This is a genomic window from Sorangium sp. So ce327 (assembly GCF_051530205.1).
In the GTDB taxonomy this organism is placed as follows: Bacteria; Myxococcota_A; Polyangia; order Polyangiales; family Polyangiaceae; genus Sorangium; species Sorangium cellulosum_B.
The window spans coordinates 5,099,741-5,117,483 of the sequence record NZ_CP150330.1; the positions used below are offsets into that span (position 1 = coordinate 5,099,741).

Annotated in this window: 15 protein-coding genes; 5 read left to right on the plus strand and 10 right to left on the minus strand. The window is 71.4% G+C overall.

What is annotated here, in order from left to right; genetic code table 11:
- Nucleotides 1-71: 71 nt before the first annotated feature.
- Entirely contained in the window at nucleotides 72-914 is an 843-nt protein-coding gene (minC, locus tag WME95_RS19100; protein ID WP_437909783.1) for a septum site-determining protein MinC, read from the plus strand.
- 169 nt (nucleotides 915-1,083) lie between these two features.
- On the opposite strand, the gene WME95_RS19105 is transcribed toward minC, so the two are convergent.
- Nucleotides 1,084-2,826 carry an ABC transporter substrate-binding protein gene (locus WME95_RS19105; RefSeq protein WP_437911002.1) on the minus strand — a complete coding sequence of 581 codons (1,743 nt, stop codon included), beginning with the start codon at nucleotides 2,824-2,826 and terminating at the stop codon, nucleotides 1,084-1,086.
- Nucleotides 2,827-3,146: 320 nt separating this feature from the next.
- Between WME95_RS19105 and WME95_RS19110 the strand changes: the two genes are divergently transcribed.
- A complete protein-coding gene (locus WME95_RS19110) occupies nucleotides 3,147-3,818 on the plus strand; it encodes a cyclase family protein (protein ID WP_437909784.1) in 672 nt (223 codons plus the stop codon).
- Nucleotides 3,819-3,906: 88 nt separating this feature from the next.
- On the opposite strand, the gene WME95_RS19115 is transcribed toward WME95_RS19110, so the two are convergent.
- Nucleotides 3,907-4,872 (minus strand): DUF4423 domain-containing protein, encoded by a 966-nt coding sequence (locus WME95_RS19115; RefSeq protein WP_437909785.1) that lies wholly within the window; start codon nucleotides 4,870-4,872, stop codon nucleotides 3,907-3,909.
- Between the two features lie 109 nt (nucleotides 4,873-4,981).
- On the opposite strand from WME95_RS19115, the gene WME95_RS19120 reads away from it, so the two are divergent.
- The gene (locus WME95_RS19120; protein ID WP_437909786.1) at nucleotides 4,982-5,671 is read left to right on the plus strand and encodes a hypothetical protein; all 690 of its coding nucleotides are present in this window, start codon (nucleotides 4,982-4,984) and stop codon (nucleotides 5,669-5,671) included.
- An 84-nt stretch (nucleotides 5,672-5,755) separates the two neighbouring features.
- Here WME95_RS19120 and WME95_RS19125 read toward each other — a convergent pair whose 3' ends face one another.
- The 6 genes from WME95_RS19125 to WME95_RS19150 form a co-directional block, all read right to left on the minus strand.
- Entirely contained in the window at nucleotides 5,756-6,631 is an 876-nt protein-coding gene (locus WME95_RS19125) for a hypothetical protein (protein ID WP_437909787.1), read from the minus strand.
- A 102-nt stretch (nucleotides 6,632-6,733) separates the two neighbouring features.
- Entirely contained in the window at nucleotides 6,734-7,171 is a 438-nt protein-coding gene (locus tag WME95_RS19130; RefSeq protein ID WP_437909788.1) for an NADAR family protein, read from the minus strand.
- A gap of 88 nt (nucleotides 7,172-7,259) precedes the next feature.
- Nucleotides 7,260-8,399, minus strand: coding sequence for a sugar ABC transporter substrate-binding protein (locus WME95_RS19135; protein WP_437909789.1), 1,140 nt, complete (start codon nucleotides 8,397-8,399; stop codon nucleotides 7,260-7,262).
- 391 nt (nucleotides 8,400-8,790) lie between these two features.
- A complete protein-coding gene (locus tag WME95_RS19140; protein WP_437909790.1) occupies nucleotides 8,791-10,233 on the minus strand; it encodes a DUF1552 domain-containing protein in 1,443 nt (480 codons plus the stop codon).
- The gene (locus WME95_RS19145; RefSeq protein WP_437909791.1) at nucleotides 10,233-11,870 is read right to left on the minus strand and encodes a DUF1592 domain-containing protein; all 1,638 of its coding nucleotides are present in this window, start codon (nucleotides 11,868-11,870) and stop codon (nucleotides 10,233-10,235) included. Before WME95_RS19145 ends, WME95_RS19140 begins: the two co-directional genes overlap by 1 nt.
- 48 nt (nucleotides 11,871-11,918) lie before the next feature.
- Complete coding sequence (locus WME95_RS19150) at nucleotides 11,919-12,116, minus strand: hypothetical protein (protein ID WP_437909792.1); 198 nt, start codon at nucleotides 12,114-12,116, stop codon at nucleotides 11,919-11,921.
- Nucleotides 12,117-12,362: 246 nt separating this feature from the next.
- Between WME95_RS19150 and minD the strand changes: the two genes are divergently transcribed.
- On the plus strand, nucleotides 12,363-13,190 hold the full coding sequence (gene minD / locus WME95_RS19155; RefSeq protein WP_437553498.1) for a septum site-determining protein MinD: 828 nt from the start codon (nucleotides 12,363-12,365) through the stop codon (nucleotides 13,188-13,190).
- Nucleotides 13,191-13,202: 12 nt separating this feature from the next.
- Nucleotides 13,203-13,520, plus strand: coding sequence for a cell division topological specificity factor MinE (minE, locus tag WME95_RS19160; RefSeq protein WP_437909793.1), 318 nt, complete (start codon nucleotides 13,203-13,205; stop codon nucleotides 13,518-13,520).
- Between the two features lie 8 nt (nucleotides 13,521-13,528).
- Here minE and WME95_RS19165 read toward each other — a convergent pair whose 3' ends face one another.
- Together WME95_RS19165 and WME95_RS19170 are read right to left on the minus strand one after the other, a co-directional pair.
- Nucleotides 13,529-14,458 carry an SWIM zinc finger family protein gene (locus tag WME95_RS19165; protein ID WP_437909794.1) on the minus strand — a complete coding sequence of 310 codons (930 nt, stop codon included), beginning with the start codon at nucleotides 14,456-14,458 and terminating at the stop codon, nucleotides 13,529-13,531.
- The gene (locus WME95_RS19170) at nucleotides 14,455-17,667 is read right to left on the minus strand and encodes a DEAD/DEAH box helicase (RefSeq protein ID WP_437909795.1); all 3,213 of its coding nucleotides are present in this window, start codon (nucleotides 17,665-17,667) and stop codon (nucleotides 14,455-14,457) included. The genes WME95_RS19165 and WME95_RS19170 overlap by 4 nt, the downstream gene beginning before the upstream one ends.
- Nucleotides 17,668-17,743: the final 76 nt, after the last annotated feature.

The window sequence follows — 17,743 nt, forward strand, 5'->3', positions numbered from 1 at the left end:
TTCCCGCGCGAGCCCCCGGATCCGGGGTAGAGTGCCGCCGCGGAAGCACCTTTTTGCGAGCGAGGACAGCGATGGTGTCGGGCAGGCGAGGGGAGAAGCGGCAGGAGCAGCAGGCGTTTGCGCTCAAGGGCACGATGCCTGCGATCACGATGCTCTGTCTGAAGACGGCGAATGTCTCGGCCGTCGAGCGTCAGCTCGCCGACCACATCTCGCAGATGCCGCACTTCTTCCTGCACCTGCCGATCCTGCTCGACCTCGCGGAGCTCGGCGACGAGCCCGTCGACCTCGGCGCCCTCGCCGGGCTGCTGAGGAAGCACAACCTCGTGCCCATCGCCGTGCGCAACCCGACGGACGCCCAGCGCGAGCGCGCCGTCGCCGCCGGCCTCGGCGTGCTGCGGACGCCGCTCACGCGCTCGCGCCAGGCCGGGCCGGCCGAGGGGAGCACCCCCACGCCGGGGCCCGTGGCGGTGGGGCCCGCGCCGGACCGCGGCGCGCCAGCGGCCGCCGCGGCGGAGCGCGGCGCGGCGGGGCCCGCCCGCCGCCCGAGGGACGCCGCGCCGCCGCCGGACGCGGCCGGGGAGCCGCCGCCGGCGGGGCTCACCGTGCGGCAGCCGGTGCGCAGCGGGCAGGTCATCTACGTGCCGCACGGCGACCTCGTGGTCCTCTCGCCGGTCAGCTCGGGCGCGGAGCTCATCGCGAACGACAACGTCCATGTCTATGCGCCGCTCCGCGGCCGCGCCATGGCCGGCGCCCACAACAACGCGGACGCGAGCATCTTCTGCATGAGCCTCGAGGCGGAGTTCGTCTCGATCGCCGGCCGATACCTCATGGCCGACGAGATCCCCGACGAGCACCGCGGCAAGCCCGCCCGCATCTCGGTGCAGAACGATGGGCTCGTGATCACACGTCTCTAGAGCGACGGTCACCCGCTTCGGATACGGGCCCACCTCGGCGTTTTCGGTGCTCAGCGCACCGGAGTGCGCTTGTGCGCCGAAAACGCCGATCTGGGCCCGTCTCCTGTGCGGGAGACCGCCGCTCTGCTCTGCACGGTGCAGAGGTGTGCGGAAACCGCTGTAAGGCGCGTCACCTGGGCCGGAGCTCGGTCAGAACGAGCAGGTACTCCGGCGGGTTGTTCGGCGTCAGCTTCGCGTACGGGTTCTCCATCGTCGGGAAGCCGGTGAACCGCTTCGTGCTGTATTCGCCCCACGACGGGTTGTTGAAGAGCGGGATCACCGGCGCGGCCTGGACGAAGATCATCTGCAGCCCGTCCAGGATGCGCTTCTGATCGGCAGGGGACGTCGCGGACTCGAACGCGTGGAACAGCACGTCGGCCTCCCTGGCGCCGAAACGGTGCCAGTTGCGCGGCGCCACCTCGCCGAGCGGCTTCACGAGATCTGCGCTCATCAGATCGCGGTAGAAATTGTACGGCGTGGGCTCGACGCTGGTCCAGCCCATCGACAGATCGAACAGGCCCTTCTGCAGCGCCGCGTAAAACGCGCTGAAGTCGTAGGTCTTCATCGACGCGGCGATGCCCACGCTCTCCAGGTTCTGCGTGATGATCTGGACCGCGCGGACCCAGTCGGACCAGCCGCTGACGACGTTGATCTCGAAGCGCATCGGCTTGCCGAGCCTCGTCCGGATGCCGTCCGCGCCCCTCGGATAGCCCGCCTCGTCGAGGATCTGGTTCGCCCGCTGCGGATCGAACTTCACCCAGTCTCCCGCCTCCACCGCCTTCTCGCTGCGAAACCGCTCGTAGGAGTCGTCCAGCCCCGTCGCGTCCGCGCCATGGGTGTAGTTGTCCGCGGCGAGCTTGACGATCTGGTCGCGATCGATCGCCATGCTGATGGCCTTGCGCACGCGCACGTCGTCGAACGGCTTCTTCGTGGCGTTCGGGTACAGCGTGGCGGTGCCCCCGACGAGCGGGAACCAGTAATGATGATTGGCCGGATCCCTGGCGACGAAGACCCGCTCGATGTCCGGCACGAACGCGCCCGCCCAGTCGATCTCGCCGTTGACGAGCGCCAGGGTGACCTGGTCGTTGCTCGGATACGCCGGGAAGCGCAGCCCGTCGACCGCCGGCTTGCCCTCCTGCCAGTAGCGCGGGTTCTTGCCGAGCTCGTACACCTGGTTCTGGAAGACCTTCACCTCGGTGAAGGGCCCTGTCGCCACGGGGTTCTCGTTCGCGAACGTGACCGGATCGACGACGTCCTTCCACACGTGCTCCGGCACGATCGGCTGGTGGCCGATGTAGCTGAGCCCGGGGACATAGGGCCGCCGCAGCGTGAACTCGACGGTGGTGTCGTCGATCGCCGTCACGGCGCCGAGGAACCGCCACACCCCGGCGAGATCGAGCGCCGCGTGCTTCTTGATGAGCGCGAACGTGAACGCGACGTCCCTCGCCGTGAACGCCTGTCCGTCCGACCACTTGACGCCGGAGCGGGTCGTGAAGGTGAGCTTCTTGTTGGCGTCGCTCCACGCGTAGCTCGTCGCGAGCCACGGCGTGTAGTCGCTCCGCATCGTGTTGTAGACGAGCAGCGGCTCGTAGATGCCGGCGACCGTCGGGAAGCGCACGCTGCCCTCGGGGAGCAGGGGGTTGAAGTTGCGCACCCAGGTGGCCTGCTGCTCCCTCGCGATCGTGACCATCGCGGCCCGCTTCGTCGGGGGCTGCTGCGCGGAGGCGGCCGCCGCCGCCTGCGCCGACCCCCCCGGCGCCGCCGCCCGCTCCGGCGCGGCGGACGGGTTCTCGGTGCCATTCTTCGAACGACAGCCCGCCGCGGCGAAGGTGGACAGCAGCAGCGCCGACAGGACGAACGCGCGGCGCGGCATGGTTCGACTCATCCCAGACATCCACCTCTCCACGCGGGCGATCTCGACCCCCCGCGACGCTCCGTTCCCGTGACCACTCCAGCGACGACGCCCGGCCCTCGCCGAGGCACCCATGCACGACGCTCGCCCCCGTGAACCATCGGACCAGGTGTCGCCGCGCTCGCACTGTATCGGCGCATGTGAGCACATGTCAACTCGACCGGCCCGCGCCCGATTTCTGGATCTCCTCGCGCCCTCCCGCGAAACTGGCGGCGGCTCGGGGCCCCGACCGGGCGCAAGAGGAGGCTCCACCGCCCGGAGCCCCTTCCAAGGAGCCGACCGTGACCACCCCCGCCTCACGAACCTTCGTCGACCTGAGCCACGACGTCGAGCACGGCATGACGACGTACAAGGGGATTCCGGCGCCCGTCGTCTGCGATTTCCTCTCGCGCGAGCAGTCCCGCGGCGTTTACGCGGAAGGCGTCGAATTCCACATCGGCCGAATCGACATGGTCGCCAACACGGGCACCTACGTGGACAGCCCGTTTCATCGCTATGCGAACGGCAAGGATCTCGCCGGCTTGCCGCTCGAATCGCTGGCCGATCTGGAGAGCGTGGTGGTCGAGGCGCGGGGCCGGTCCGGGAGGGCGATCGACGCCGACGCCTTCGACGGGCTCGATCTCGCCGGGAAGGCCGTCCTCGTGCGGACGGGCTGGAGCGAACACTGGCGCACAGACCGCTATTTCGAAGGACACCCGTACCTCACGCGGGACGCGGCGCGGCTCCTGGCCGGCGCAGGCGCCGTGTTCGTCGGCGTCGACACCTACAATATCGACGACACGGCCGATCCCGCGCGGCCAGTCCACTCCCTCCTGCTCGGAGCGGATATCCCCATCTGCGAGCACATGACGGGGCTCGACAAGCTCCCCGCCGCCGGGGCCCGCCTCTTCGCCGTCCCGGTGAAGGTCCGCGCCTTCGGCACGTTCCCGGTCCGGGCGTTCGCCATCGTGTGAGCCGCGCAGGCCGCTCGGTGGAAGCGCGTGAGTCGCTTGCTTGGCTTGCCGGGCGCGGCGGCGCGGCGCGGCGGTGTTCGCAGCCGGCTCAGCCTCCGTCGAGCGGGAAGAGCTGCAGGTTCACGGCGACGACGCGCTCGGGCGGCCGCGACTCCGCGATCACCGCGCGCATGTTCTGGAAATAGCTCACGTGGAGCTCGGAGAGCTTCTCGAGATCGGCCGCGGAGACCGTGAAGACGTTGAACGAGAAGCGCCCCTCGGCCTTGCGCGTGAGCCGCGCCAGCCCGACGCCGGCCCAGAAGCACTTGAGCCGGTGCTCCGCGTCCGGATCGGGGCGCGTGTCCACCGTCCGGATCGGCGCGACGATCCACCGCCCGCGGCTCCTCCGGATCTGGCCGGCCTCCGCGAGCCGATCCAGGCAGCGCGCCTCGTCCTCGACGGGGAACCCGAGCCGCCGCGCGATCCACCCCGGCTCGTGGCGCGGCAGCGCCCGGTAGGCCGGCAGCTCCAGCGCGAGCAGGACGGCGGGGAGCAGCGGCTCCTCGTAGACGGCGCGGCGCTGGGCCTCGAGCGTGCGCCACGCCGCGCTCGCCGCCGGGAGCGCCGCCGGGTCGGTGAAGAGCGCCACGAAATCGAGCAGGCGCAGCGAGCAGGCCTCGACCATCCGCAGGAAGTCCGGGAGCCGCGGCTCGGCCTCGCCCGAGAGCCAGCGCGCGACCGCGTAGCGGCTCCTGCCCGCGCGCCGCGCCACGTCGACGATGGGCGACATGGAGCGCATCTCCGAGAGGAGCGCCGCGACGCCCTCCGCCGACGCAGGATCGGTGCGCGCGAGCCATGCGGGCAGCGACGGGAAGAAGCGCTTCACCGCCCCCGCGACGTCGACCCCCGCGCGCCGCGCGGCGACGAGGAAGGTGGCCGCCGTCGGCCAGCGCCTTCCGGACTCCCACGTGTAGACGACGTTGGTGCGGAAGCCGAGCCGGCGGCTGAAGGCGAGCTGCGAGCGCCGGCCGCGCAGGGCGCGGATCAGCTCTTTTGCAAGGGATTCATGGTCCACGTACCGCAGATTCGCACATGTGGAGGCCAGTTTGCCCTATGGAATGTGCGAAGCTGACCTGGCGTCGCGCCGACCGCGAACGCAAGGTACGCCGCAGGAGGTCGTGAACATGCGCGAGCGGCGTTGGCTTACTTGGGTGATCGTGGCGGCGACGAGCGTCGGGCTCTTCGGCTGCGTCGATGGCGTGAGCGGCGGGCCGCAGGGCGGCCAGATCGGCGGAGTCCACGTCGCGGAGGGCGGGTGCGACGAGGAGAAAGAGGACATCGGCGAAGACGACGTCTCCCCGCTGGGCTTCTCGGCGCGAGCGGCGCTCACGGCGATCTCCGGAGAGCGCTCCGTCCCGCTCACATGGGCGAAGGGCGGCAGCACGACGGCGACCGTCTCCGTGGGAGAGCTCGTCGCCGCGCGCTTCGTGCGATCGACGGTGGCAGAGGGCGATTCGAGCGGCGAGGAGCCGGCGCTCGCCGTGGATTGCGCGGATCACCTGCAGATCGACGTCCCGCTGGCCTTCTCGACCGAGGACGGCGCGTTCGACGAGTCGTTCGCGGTCACGCTCAGGGTGCCGCAGGTCGACGCTGCCAGCTTCTTTTACAAGATCGATGTCTCCGCGCTCCAGGGCTCGTACGAGGTCACCGAGGTCGATCCCGCGGAGTTCAAGGCCGTCACCGTGCACCTGAGCGGCGCGCTGAGCAGCGGCGCGGTCTCCGGCACGATCAGCGGGATGGCCGAGAGCCACCCGACCGGGAGCGGGCCGGACGGGTCGGTCTCCGGGAAGCCGTTCGGCGTGGCGCAGTTCTGAGCGCGGCGCCGAGGTCGCACGACAGCCATCTTCAGCGGAGCCTCGCTGTCCAGGGCGACGCCCGCCGGGCGCGGCCCCGGCGCGTTACTCCAGCTTCTCCGCCGCTGCCTTCGCGGAGTTGATGTAGCGCCTGACGCCGGCGACGGCGAGCGCGGCGCTCGCGCCGAGGATCTCGACCCCGCCATGGCCGCTCAGCGTGAGATCCAGCCCGCGGTCGCTCGGCGCGAGCGCGAGCGAGACCAGCGTGGGCGATGCGCCGAGCGCGCCGAAGTTCGCCGCCGCAGGGCCGTCGAGCACGCCCGCGAGCGCCTGACGGTCGATGTACAGCTGCAGATGCGAGGCGCCCTTCGCGAGCGCCCGGGCCTCGGCGAACGACGGGGTCGCGGCCAGCGATTCCTTGTCCTTCCCGAAGCGCGCGGCGACCTGGGCGAGGTACCTGCGGTCGCCCGCGCCGATCAGGATGAACCCGGGCCGGGTCTCGGCCCTCAGCTCGTTGCCGTCCTCGAGATCTTGCGCGAGCGACCCAGGCTGGGCCCTGAGTTTCTTCGATGTCCGCTTCATGTGCGCGGCGACCGCGCCGAACACCTTCTTTTGCGCTGCCTCATCCGCGGTCGCCAGCGCGATCAGCACGGCGCTGTGCCTGAGCGTCTCGGCGCGCCCGGCGCCAGCGAGGCCGAGCTTGTGCTTCGGATCGCGGTAGATCCCGACCGCGGCCTCGCCGCCGAGCGCCCTGTCCACATCGCCGAGCTCGAGCCCTACCTGGGCGAGGGCGGCCGCGGCCGACGCCGCGGTGGGCTCGCCGGCGAGCCTGTCGAAGGCGCCGAGGACGTCGCTCACCGTCTTTCCCGGCGACCGCTGAAGGGACAGCCCGAACGTCACGAGCGCCCCCTGGGGCAGCTTCGCCACGGCGGCATGGTCCGTCGCCGCGAGCACCGTGCCGAGCGCAGGCGTCTCCGCCAAAGCGCCTGAGCGGCCGGGAAGCGCGTGCCCCGGTGGCCACGCGCGTCCTGCTCATCGCCGGCGATCCAGGGCCGTCCGAGGAGAGAGAGCCGCCCTGACGCGTCAGCGGCGCAGCTGTGCGCGGACTTCCATCAGGATGATGCCCAGCATGTTCCGCCCGCTCCCGTCGCCGCCGTCGGCCCAGTAGGCGTCGTTCGCTGTGTGCTCGACAAGCTCCGCGTCCCCGGTGTCGAGCAGGGCGCGCCGGAGATCCTCGTGCTGGGTGAACTTCGCCAGCACCACCTCGCGCATGACATCGTCTTTGACCTGCTCCCAGTCGGGGCGCAGGGGGCGGCTCCGCTGCCGGCCCATGCGGGCCGCCTCGCCGGGGCCGGGGGCGTTGCGGATCGCCTCCTCGTGCTCGGTGCCGGGGAACTTCTGGGCCTGGAAGTAGTGCTCGCTCGTGGGCCACACCTTGCCTTTGAGCGTGACCGGGTGGCGCGAGAAGTTGGAGAAGCACCCGTGAGCGTCGCCGGAGCGATAGAAGCGGATGACGGTCATGAGCCCAGTCTACCCCACGGCCCCCGCGGCGCCGGGGTGGAACCTCGCCGCGAGCCCGCCGCCGTCGCCGTCACGGTCCACCGCGCCGCTACTGGATCGAGCCGATCCGGTCGAGGAAGTCGTTGTAGGCGTCGACCCGATCCGCGGGGACCACGTCGACGCCGAGGTTGACCCGGTGCTCGTCGGGCATCTGGTTCTCGTCGATCATCAGCGGACTGAGGATCTGCTTCGTCGCTTCGAGGCCGAGGTGCTGGATGCCATAGAGAATGTAGGGCACGAGGTAACCCTCGTAGTACTGCCGCTGGACGACCGTCGCCTTGATGAGCTTCTTCTGCATGTATTCGGCGGTCTTCGGATCGAAGTCGAACGCGACGATGGGGATCTCCGGCCTGCCGGCGGCCTCTGCGGCCAGCACGCAGCGATACGAGATGTTGAAGACGCCGATCATGCCCACGACGGGCGGGTCCGCGTTCAGGATCAGGGTCTTCAACTGATCGACGTCAAAGCCTTCCTGGCCGTTGATGAAGACGGCCTGGACCACCTGCGTCGTGAGGCCGGCCGCCCCGAGCGCCTCCAGGGCGCCGAACGTTCGCTGGGACCCGTCGTACCACTGCGTCGACGCGTCGCCGTGGACCAGCACCGTGCCTGGCCCTCTCGGTATCATCTTTATCAGGGTCTCCGCCGTCAACTTGCCGGCGGATTTCGGTGTGGCCCCGACGTAGAGCGTGCGCCCCGAGTCCTTCAGGTCGGTGTCGAACGTCACCACGTTGAGCTGCGCCGCCACGGCTAACTTGATGGAGGCCTCGTTGAAAGAATCGTAGGGCGACACGCCGATGCCCTGGGCGCCATCCTCTATCGCGTTCGCGATCTGTTGATTCTGGAGGTTCTGCGACTCCGTGCCGCTGTCCGTGCCCGTCTGGTTGCTGGGGCCGAGCACGTTCCCCACGGCCTCGAGCTCCCCCATGGCTCGGTTCGCGCCGGTGGCGATCGGCTCGAAGAAGGTGGAGAGGTGCTTCAGCAGGACCACCATCTGAATCGGCTTGAGCCCGTTCTGGTTGATCGCGCCGATGAGGTGGTCGACCGTCGCCTCGATCTCCTGTGGTATGAACTCGGTAACCGGGAGCCGTTCTCGCCTGATCTGCAGGACCTCCTCGGTCGGCTTGTCCGACCAGGGGGCGTCCTCTGCCGCGCACGCCGCCGTCATCAGCATGAGCCCGAGAGCCGTCATCCAGCATCGTCCTGTCATCTTCATGACATTCCCTCCTCGGCGGCCGGCGAGCACGATGCCGAGTTCTGGGACGCGAGTCCCACAAGCATCCTGGTTTCCATACAGCGCAGCCGACATCGGCGATAAGCGAGCACCATGTCGGTTCGACGGGCGCATTGCAACGTCGTGGGCGTCCTGAAACCCATGTTTGCAATTTTGAGATACGACGTCGACGAAGTGACTGTCAATAGGCACGGAAAATCGCCGATGAGGAATGGCGTGAAGGCGAGGTGGGAGCTCTCGGCCGAAGGCACCACGCGCAGGGGCGCCATCGAAGCGCGATTCCACGCGTCGCGCCGACGGCGCGTCACGGGCGAGGCTCCGCCGGCGGGCGGAGCGCGGGTGCAAGGGCTTACGTGAGCTCGCTGAGCGCGCCCGTTGTGAGCGCCGGGTCGGGCTGGGAGCCGAACGACTCGATCTCGACGCCGAACGCCTGGGCGATCGACACGAGGATCCGGCTGTTCGTGACGGGCGTGAACGTGGTGTCCGTCTCGCCGCACCACGGCGCGTCGGCAGGGCAATCCGCCTTGAGCTTGATGCGCCGGCCCATCCTGAACTTCCCGTTGGCCCCGCCCGCCAGCAGCGTCGGCACGTTGCGCGTGCTGTGCAGGGCGGGGTTCCCCATGTCGCTCGACGCGTAGATCAGCGTGCTGTCGAGGGCGCCGAGCTCGTCGAGCCGCTGCATGAGGCGCGCGATCTTCGAGTAGCTGTACCGGTTGAACTTCGCGAGCGGCACCCAGGTTTCGGGCTTGCCGGCGCCGGGGCGACCGTTGTTGCCGACCGGCGAGGCGTCGTACGTGTGCGCGACCGAGCCGTGGTTGTCCGTCGGCAACCCGAGCGGGTTGTCCGCGTAGGACAGGTCGTTCATGAACAGCGTGGCGAAGCGCGTGACGCCGCAGGCGAGCGCCTGCGCCAAAAGGTCGACGTGCGCGTCGGTGATGGCGTCGAAATAGGGCTCGCCGCCGTTGTACTGCTTCACCGACGGGAACCTCGACGCGTCGGGCTGAGGCGGCACGACACACGACGGCCCGCCGGCCGAAGGCGCGGCGTACTGCTTCTCCAGCTCGCGGAGCGACGTCAGGTGCTGGTCGAGCTTCAGCTGCTCGGCGGGCGCGAGGCGCGTGCGCAGGCGGTTGATGTCGCCGTTCACGAAGTCGATCACGCTCTGGCCGAGCTCGCGCTGCCGGGCCGCGCGGGCCTGGGCCTCGGGGTCGTCGCCCACGACGAGGCCAGCGAACAGCAGGTTGAACGCCTCCACCGGGTGGATGATCTTCGGCAGCGGCGCGCCGCCCGCGCCGAAGGACAGCGTCTGCCCGGACTCCGTCCCATCCATGCCCACCCCGAGCGCGACGCTCGTGATGCGCGTGTCCGCGCCGAACCCCTTCTCCACGGCGAGGTACTGGTCGAGCGAGAGGTTGAGCGGCATCTTCCCGTCGATGCGGCTGCCGGTCAGCATCGTGCCGGCCGAGTCGTGCCCGTTGGCGTTCGACAGGTGGTCGATGCCCTCGACGACGAGGATCTTGTCCTTGAAGCTCCGGCCGTAGGTCGCCGCGTCATCGAACGGCTGGAGAGAGCAGTTCTCGTACGCGATGTCGAAGCTCGTCTCGGTGTCCCCCGCGCGCATGGCCCAGTACTCGGCGGCGACGCCGTGGGGGTGGTAGACGGCGACGAGCTTGAGCGGCAGGTCCTCGCCGCCCGCCCGGGCGACGGAGTCCGCGAGCATGTTGACGAAAGGGAGCGTCGCGAGGCTCGCCCCCACGGCGCGAAGGAAGGTACGGCGGGTCGACCGGCGCATCACTGGGGCCTCCGATGGCTGAAGAGACTGCTCTTGACGTAGGTGATCAGCGTTTCGACGAGCTTGCCCTGCTCTGCCTCGGGGACGGCCTTCCATGCCTTCAAGAACGCCTCCTCGCTCTCCGCTGCGGCCTTGCCGCTGCGGCCAACCGAGGCGCGGAGCACGTTGCGGGCGAAGCACGAGCGCACCGTCGGGCTCGTGGACAGGGCCTGCGCGAGGGCGTTGCTGTCGGCGTACGCCCCGTCGAAGTCGGCGCCGATCGCGACGGTGACCGCGCTGTCGACCCTCTGGTCGTTGTCGAGCTCACGGAGCATGCCCATGCCGTCGAACCGCTCGAACGAGAACCCGATCGGATCGATGCTGTTGTGGCACCCCTTGCACGCCGCGTCGGTGGAGTGGACCTCGAAGCGCTGCCGCGTCGTCTTGCTCGAATCGGGCACCGGCGGGACGACGTTGATGTTCAGCTCGGTGGGCGACGGGATGCCGACGCAGGCGACGCGGCGCAGGACGGTCACCCCGCGCAGCACGGGCGCGGTCTCCGTGGCGTGCGCATACACGGAGAGGAACGCGCCCTGGTTGAGGAGCCCCCGCCGGTCGGAGAGCGACACGCGCCCTGTGCCGGTGACGCCATACACCTTCGAGAGCGGCTCATCGATGATGCTCCAGTCGGCGCCCAGGAGCTCGCCGACCGTCCCGGTGGAGTTCATCAGGACCTCCGTCACGAAGTCCTCCGTCTCGTGCTCCATCGACGCCCTGGCGTCGGCGAACTGCTTGTAGACGTTCGAGTCCTTCGCCGTCATCGCGATCCTGTCGACGCCGAGCCACTCGCGGACGACACGCACGATGCGCTCGCGCGCCGCCGACGTCTGGAGCAGCCGGCGCACCTCGGCCTCCCGGCCCTCGGGGGTCGACAGCGCGCCCGCGGCGGCGGCCTCCATCAGCGCATCATCGGGCGGGCCAGCGGTGATGAGGTAGGAGAGGGAGCTCGCCAGCTCATGCGGAGTCAGCGCCAGCGCGTCTCCGCCGGATCCATCGCCGATCTCCGTCAGGTAGAGGAAGCCCGGCGACTGCAGGACCGCGCGCGCGACGAGCTCGATGCCGTCCGCGTAGGTCGCGCCCTTCGCGCCGATCCGATAGACCGCGAGCAGCGCGTCGGCCTCCGCCGCGTCGAGCGGGCGGCGGTAGGCGCGCCCGCCGAACGACGTGATGAACGTCCTGGCGCAGCTCTCCGCCAGCGTCGCCGGATCGGCGCAGGGGGCGAGCTCCGAGACCTTGCCCTTCACCTCGGCCGCGAGCGCCTCCGCCGCGGCGGCGAGCTGCTTCGCCAGCACCGGATCGACGCGCTGCGCGTCGTTGACCGTGAAGCCGTCTTGCCGCGAATCCGGCGCGAACCCCTCGCTCGGGTTCTTGGTGGTCCCCGTCAGCGCGCGCACCGAGGCGGCATATTCGGCGTTGGTGAGCCGGCGGATGCGCGCTGGGAGGAGGCTCGCGCTCTCCGTCCCATCGGGCAGCGTGACGCCGCCTCCGCCCGACCCGGAGGCGTCGGGATCTCCCACGTCTCCCGTGCATCCGGCGACCGCTGCCAGCGTGGTCGCCAGCATGATCCCGTAAGAATGATAACCAAGTAATCGACCCATGGTTCATTTTATGCGCTCAGGCGCTCCTGGCTGCAACCGCCTATCAATTCACGCGACGCCGAGGTGATCGCTCTCACGACCGTCGATCTGCTCCTCCTCGACGACTTCGTGCTCCTCCTCGACGACTTCGTGCTCCTCCTCGACGACTTCGTGCTCGAGGCGATGAACAAGGAAGAACGCCACGACGTGCGCCAGCGCCTCGAATCGCCCCGCGCTCGGCGCGAACCTGCCGCCGGCAGGGCGCACCTACATGTAGGTAAATTGGATCCAGATCGCCGGCCGGGTTACGCTGCAAGTTTCGTCGCGAAAAAGTTGTTCGTTCGGTTCGCGATGACGTACCCAGTCGAGCGCGTCCCCGGCCTCAATGGAATCGGGTGGGCGCCGAGCTCCCATCACGTCGACGCCGCCCCCTCAACGCCGGGAGGCGGGCATCCGCGCGGGCTCGGCCGTAGGACAGGCCACGTCTCTCGAACCATCTTAAGGAGGTTTCTGGTGTCAAAGGTAGTCGTCGTCACCTCGGGCAAAGGCGGAGTCGGCAAGACCACCACGACCGCAAACCTCGCGTCCGGCATCGCGGCCGTCGGTTGCAAGACGATCGCCATCGACTTCGACGTGGGGCTCCGCAACCTCGATCTCGTGATGGGGTGCGAGCGGCGCGTGGTCTACGATCTCGTCAACGTGATCCGCGGAGAGGCGACGCTCCGTCAGGCGGTGATCCGCGACAAGAGGCTCGATTCGCTCTACGTGCTCCCCGCGTCGCAGACGCGGGACAAGGACGCCCTCACGCTCGACGGCGTCGGGCGCATCCTTGACGAGCTGCGGGGCGCGGGCTTCGAGTACATCTTCTGCGACTCGCCGGCGGGCATCGAGTGGGGCGCGCAGATGGCGATGTATTTCGCCGACGAGGCGATCGTGGTGACGAACCCCGAGGTCTCCTCGGTGCGGGACTCGGATCGCGTGCTCGGCCTCCTGGACGCGAAGACCCGCAGGGCGGAGCTCGGCGAGCCGCCGGTGAAGACGCACCTCCTGCTCACGCGGTACGCGCCGGCGCGCGTCGCCAAGGGCGAGATGCTGGCGCACCAGGACGTGCTGGAGCTCCTCGGCATCCCGCTGCTCGGCGTGATCCCGGAGTCGCCGGCGGTGCTCCAGGCGTCGAACGCCGGGACGCCCGTTGTGCTCGATCCGACGAGCGACGCGGCGCAGGCCTACCTCGACGTGGTCCAGCGCTTCCTTGGCGCGGAGCGCCCCCACCGCTTCCTGGAGCCAGCCAAGAAGGGGTTCTTCAGCCGAATCTTTGGCGGCCAGGCGGCGACCGTCTGAGGGAGTTCTGCCATGTCGATCATGGATTATTTCCGTAAGTCGCAGCCGAAGTCGGCGTCCGTGGCGAAGGAGCGTCTGCAGATCATCGTGGCGCGCGAGCGCGTGCGCCCGACGGGCGAGCCGGACTACCTGCCGCGGCTCAAGCAGGAGCTGCTCCAGGTCATCTCGAAGTACGAGCGGATCGACCTGGACCAGGTGAGCGTGAACGTGGAGCGGAGCGGCGATTGCGACGTGCTCGAGCTGAACGTCGTGCTCTCCGAGTCGGAGCGGGCGGCCGTGCGCGCCGCCGCCGCGTCCCGGTCGGGCGCCGCCGCCGCGCGGAACTGCTGACGCGCGGCTCAGCCGCGCCCTCGCCCCCGCGGCGCGCCCTCCGCCATCGCGATCTCCCGCGCCCGCTCCGACGCCGCCCGGAGGAGTGGGCCGAAGAGATCCGCCGGAGAGCGCTCCTCGGTCCAGCCCGGCGGCTCGCCGAGCTGGGACAGGAGCGCCGCGTGGGTCGCAGGCGGCTCGAGCGTCACGTCGAGCGCCGGCGGCGCCTCGCGCCAGGCGTCGTAGTCCTTCGCCGCCATCTTGCCGGGCGTCACCGTCGCGATCGCCGGCGCGTCTCCGGCGCAGGGGGCGCCTTTGCCGGCGCCCGCTCGCTTGGCCTGCGCGCGCGAGGGGGCGCCACGCGCGGCGCGGATCGCCTCGATCACCTGCTCGCGCGTGCGCCCGCGCAGCTCGAACAGCAGGAAGGGGTCCTTGTCGAACGCCTCCCCGAGCACGTAGTGCGTCGCCGCGACGTGCTTGCAGGGGTTCGCCATGTCGGGGCACGAGCAGGCCGTGGTGAGGTCCTCCGGCCGCTCCGGGAACAAGCTCGTCCCGGCGCTCTGGAACGCGGTCTCGATGTCCTCCGGCATCTGGCCGGCGAGGAGCTCCGCCGCGAAGCTCGCCCGCTTCGCCATGGCGGCGATCACCTTCGCCCAGGTGGCGTCGTCGAGCCGCGCGATCGTGAGGATCACCTTGTACGGCCTCGGCTGCGAGCCGGTCACGCGCGCGGTCACGAGGCCGGGCTTCACCGTGAGATCGTGCGTCCTCCCGGTGCGCGCGTACGTGCGCCCGCGCGCGAGGCGGCCCGCGTCGTCGGGCGCCATCCGCTCCAGCGCCTCCACCCAGCGCTTGCCCCACCAGGTCGCGCCGGCCCGCTTCATCCGGATCCCTCGCGCCGGCGGCGGCGGCTTCGGCCCGGCCTCCCGGGGGAACGGCGCCCATCGCGCCGGCGGGCTCATGTGGGCGCTCCTCCCCGCGCTCGGTCCACCTGGCGCCTCGCGCCCGTCCGCCGGCTCTCCACGCGGCGCACCTGCCGCGCGCGCGGCGCGTCGCCCCGGCCGCCTTCTTGCGCGCCGCGCTCGCCCTCTTGCGCGCCGCGCCCGTCCAGCGCGGCGCCGCGCTCCTCCCGAGGTCCCGGCTCGGGCTCCTCGCGATCGTCGAGCTCGCCCGCGCCGGTCACGGCGTCCCTCGACAGCGCGAACAGCTCGCGCAGCGCCGCGTCGTCGAGCTCGGTGAACCACGCCTCGCCCTGTCCCACCACCTGCGCCGCCAGATCGCGCTTCTGCTCCAGCATCCGGTCGACCTTCTCCTCCACCGTGCCCGCGCAGACGAGCTTGTGGACCTGCACCGCGCGCCGCTGCCCGATCCGGTGCGCGCGGTCCGTCGCCTGGTCCTCGACCGCGGGGTTCCACCAGCGATCGAAGTGGAACACGTGGCTCGCCGCCGTCAGGTTGAGCCCCGCGCCGCCGGCCTTCAGCGAGAGGACGAACACGCGCGGCCCCCGCGGATCGTCCTGGAACCGCCGCACCATCGCGTCGCGCGCGAGCCTCGGCGTGCCGCCGTGCAGGAAGAGGACCTCCGTGTCGAGCGAAGGCGCGAGGTGCCGGACCAGCCGGTCGCCCATCTCGCGGAACTGCGTGAACACGAGCGCGCGATCGCCGACCGCGAGCGCCTCCTCGAGCATCTCGGTGAGCCGCGCGAGCTTGCCGGACCGGCCCGCGAGCGGCCCCGCCTCCCCGAGGCACTGCGCCGGGTGGTTGCAGATCTGCTTGAGCACCGTCAGCAGCGAGAGCACGAGCCCGCGCCGCTCGCTGCCCTCGGCCTCCTCGATGCGGCGCATCGCCTCGTCGAGCGCCGCCTGGTAGAGCGTCACCTGCTCGCGCGTGAGCGTGCAGAAGACCCTGGCCTCGTCCTTCGGCGGAAGGTCCTGAAGCACGGCGGGATCGTTCTTGATGCGTCGCAGCAAGAACGGCCCGGCGACGCGCCGGAGCCGCTCCGCGGCCTTCCGGTCGCCGTAGCGCTCGATGGGCACCGCGTAGGCGCGCCGGAACGCCTCGAGCGGGCCGAGCAGGCCGGGGTTCGCGAACTCGAGGATCGACCAGAGCTCGGCGAGGCGGTTCTCGACGGGCGTTCCGGTCAGGGCGACGCGGTGCGGGGCGCGGAGCGCGCGCGCGGCGCGGGCGGTGCGCGACGAGGCGTTCTTGATGTTCTGCGCCTCGTCCAGCACGACCGCGGCCCAGTCCACGCCGGCGAGCGCCGCGGCGTCGCGGCGGAGCAGGCCGTACGTGGTCAGGACGAGCCCGCCGCCCGCGCGGCGCGCGACGCCGTCGCCTTCCTCGGCGGGCCGCTCGCTCGCGGCGGACGCCCGTGACGCGAGCTCCTCGGCCGAGCGGGCGCGCCCCTCGCCGTAGTGCCGCACGAGGGGCAGGGCAGGGGCGAAGCGCGCCGCTTCCCGCTCCCAGTTGCCGACGACCGACGTCGGGGCGACGAGCAGCGTCGGGCGCGCGTCCCCGGGCGCCGCCGCCTGCCGGCCGACGAGGAACGCGAGCAGCTGGACGGTCTTGCCGAGGCCCATGTCGTCGGCCAGGCAGGCGCCCAGGCCGAGGCTCGCCATCGTCTGCAGCCAGGCGACGCCGCGCGCCTGGTACGGGCGCAGCGTCCCCACGAACCCCGCGGGCGGCGCGGCGGCGCGCTCGGCGCCGGAGCGGAGCCGCTCCATCGCGCGCGCGAGCGCGCCCTCGGCGACCACGGGGACGGCCAGGCCGTCGACGCGGGTCTCGCCCGCGAGCGCGCCCTCCAGCGCCTCGCGCGCCGAGATGCGGCCGCCGCCGGCCTCGAGGCGCCGGGCTATCTCGGCGAGCTCCTCGGGGACCACGACCACCCACGCCCCGCGGTGCCGGACGAGCGGCGATTTCTGCCGCGCGAGGGCGGCGAGCTCGCGCGCCGAGAGCGCCTCGTCGCCGAGCGCCGCCTCCCACGCGAAATCGAGCGCCTCGTCGAGGCCGAGCCCGGCGCTGCCCGCGACGACGCCCGCGGTGGGGCGCGCCGCGCCGACGCGCATGCGGAGGCGCAGGCGGCGCTGCCCCGAGGCAAGGAGCTCGCCCGGCACGACCACGCCGAACCCGGCCTCGCCCAGCGCCGGCGCGGCCTGCGCGAGGAAGTCCCACGCCTCCGCGGGAGCGATGTCCACGTGCTCCGGCCGCGCCTCGCCGAGGGCCCGGGCGATCGGCGCGAAGAGCCGCGCGGCTGCGCCGAGCGCGCCGAGCAGGACCTCCTCGGCCCCGGAGAACGCGCGCCCGAGCGCCTTCAGCGTGCGTCCCTGGGTCTTCCACACGTCGGCGGCGGGCACGAGCAGGCTGGGATCGTCGGTCGCCTGCAGCAGGAAGCGGAGCACGAAGCCGCGGTCGCCCTGGGGCAGCTCCAGCCGGAAGCAGGCGCGCAGCGCGTCGCACGCGCCGAGCGCGGGACGGACCCACGCGTCGAGATCGGTCACGAGCGCGCGCTCGGCGAGCCCTTCCGCGGCGAAGGCACGCCGCGGGCCCGTCAGGGCGAGCACCAGCCGGCGCTCCCACGGGGCGTGCGGCGGGCGCGCCGGGCGATCCGTGGCGCCTCCGCGCGCGAGCGCGTCGGCCGCGGCGTCCAGGAAGGCGCGCAGCAGGGCCTCCGCGGACCAGACCTCCACGGCGGCGGGCGCCCGGGAGCGCCCGCGGCCCTCGTGAGCGGGGGCGGCCTGCGCGCCCGCCGGCACCGCGTGCGCGGCGGGCGGCATGGCCCGGGCGAGCGCCGCGACGCGCGCGGCGTCCTCCGGGGCGGCGAGCGACGCCGCCCAGCGGGCCTCTGTGGCCCCCCCTGCGGCGCCGGCCGGCACCACGCGGGGCACGACCCGCTCGCGCACCACGAGATCGAGCGCGAGCTTGCTCGCCAGGCTCCACGCGGCGACGGACGGCGGAGCTCGCCCGAGGTCGTCCTGGGCCATGCTCGCGAGCGCGGACAGGCCGTCGAGGAGCGGCGCGGCCTGCCCAGCCCTCCTCACGGCGCGGCCCGCCCTGGAGACCACGACCGCCTCCGCCGAGGTCGTCGCGCCGAGCGACCGGGCCGCGAGCTGATCCACGGCCGTGTCGTCCCAGAGGAAGAAGCGGAGATCGCCTGGCAGAAAGACGAGCGGCATCGACGCGCAGATCCATTGCACAGCCGGCGACGGCGAAAAGGGGGCTTCCCGCGTCGTGAGCCAAAAAAGCGATGGG